Genomic DNA, 2,025 nt, shown 5'->3' on the forward strand with positions numbered 1-2,025 from the left:
GATGGGTAGGGGAGCGTCGTCTGCCGGGTGAAGCGGCACTGGAAGGTAGTCGTGGACGGTTGACGAGTGAGAATGCAGGCATGAGTAGCGATTCACACGTGAGAAACGTGTGCGCCGATTGACTAAGGGTTCCTGGGTCAAGCTGATCTGCCCAGGGTAAGTCGGGACCTAAGGCGAGGCCGACAGGCGTAGTCGATGGATAACCGGTTGATATTCCGGTACCCGCTGTGAAGCGTCAAACATCGAGCATCGTGATGCTAAGGCCGTGAAGCCGCCCTGATCTCTTCGGAGTTGAGGGGAGTGGTGGAGCCGCTGAACCAAGCGGTTAGTAGGTGAGTGATGGGGTGACGCAGGAAGGTAGTCCATCCCGGGCGGTGGTTGTCCCGGGGTAAGGGTGTAGCCCGAGTGGTAGGTAAATCCGCCGCTCTTGCAGGGTGAGACCTGATGCCGAGCCGATTGTGGTGAAGTGGATGATCCTATGCTGTCGAGAAAAGCCTCTAGCGAGTTTCATGGCGGCCCGTACCCTAAACCGACTCAGGTGGTCAGGTAGAGAATACCGAGGCGTTCGGGTGAACTATGGTTAAGGAACTCGGCAAAATGCCCCCGTAACTTCGGGAGAAGGGGGGCCATGTCTGGTGATCGGATTTTCTCCGTGAGCTGGGTGTGGCCGCAGAGACCAGCGAGAAGCGACTGTTTACTAAAAACACAGGTCCGTGCGAAGCCGTAAGGCGATGTATACGGACTGACGCCTGCCCGGTGCTGGAACGTTAAGGGGACCGGTTAGCTCCATTTCGGTGGGGCGAAGCTGAGAACTTAAGCGCCAGTAAACGGCGGTGGTAACTATAACCATCCTAAGGTAGCGAAATTCCTTGTCGGGTAAGTTCCGACCTGCACGAATGGCGTAACGACTTCTCGACTGTCTCAACCATAGGCCCGGTGAAATTGCACTACGAGTAAAGATGCTCGTTTCGCGCAGCAGGACGGAAAGACCCCGGGACCTTTACTACAGTTTGATATTGGTGTTCGGTTCGGCTTGTGTAGGATAGCTGGGAGACTTTGAAGCGTGCACGCCAGTGTATGTGGAGTCGTCGTTGAAATACCAGTCTGGTCGTGCTGGATGTCTAACCTGGGTCCGTGATCCGGATCAGGGACAGTGTCTGATGGGTAGTTTAACTGGGGCGGTTGCCTCCTAAAGGGTAACGGAGGCGCCCAAAGGTTCCCTCAGCCTGGTTGGTAATCAGGTGTTGAGTGTAAGTGCACAAGGGAGCTTGACTGTGAGACCGACGGGTCGAGCAGGGACGAAAGTCGGGACTAGTGATCCGGCGGTGGCTTGTGGAAGCGCCGTCGCTCAACGGATAAAAGGTACCCCGGGGATAACAGGCTGATCTTCCCCAAGAGTCCATATCGACGGGATGGTTTGGCACCTCGATGTCGGCTCGTCGCATCCTGGGGCTGGAGTCGGTCCCAAGGGTTGGGCTGTTCGCCCATTAAAGCGGTACGCGAGCTGGGTTTAGAACGTCGTGAGACAGTTCGGTCCCTATCCGCTGTGCGCGTAGGAGTCTTGAGAAGGGCTGTCCCTAGTACGAGAGGACCGGGACGGACGAACCTCTGGTGTGCCAGTTGTTCTGCCAAGGGCATGGCTGGTTGGCTACGTTCGGGAGGGATAACCGCTGAAAGCATCTAAGCGGGAAGCCTGCTTCGAGATGAGGACTCCCACCCACTTGATGGGGTAAGGCTCCCAGTAGACGACTGGGTTGATAGGCCGGATCTGGAAGCACGGTAACGTGTGGAGGTGACCGGTACTAATAGGCCGAGGGCTTGTCCTCAGTTGCTCGCGTCCACTGTGTTGGTTCTGAAACCACGAACAACCCCATGCCAGGTCACGGCGTGGTGCGGTTGATTGTTTCATAGTGTTTCGGTGGTCATAGCGTGAGGGAAACGCCCGGTTACATTCCGAACCCGGAAGCTAAGCCTCACAGCGCCGATGGTACTGCAGGGGGGACCCTGTGGGAGAGTAGGACACCG

2 rRNA genes are annotated in these 2,025 nt (G+C 56.9%); both read left to right on the top strand.

The window, feature by feature from the left end:
* Positions 1-1,826: ribosomal RNA gene (locus ACWDYF_RS37160) — 23S ribosomal RNA — on the top strand; the annotation flags it as partial.
* 88 nt (positions 1,827-1,914) lie between these two features.
* Positions 1,915-2,025, top strand: a 5S ribosomal RNA gene (rrf, locus tag ACWDYF_RS37165); the annotation flags it as partial.

It is taken from the genome of Streptomyces sp. NPDC003284 (genome assembly GCF_053589675.1).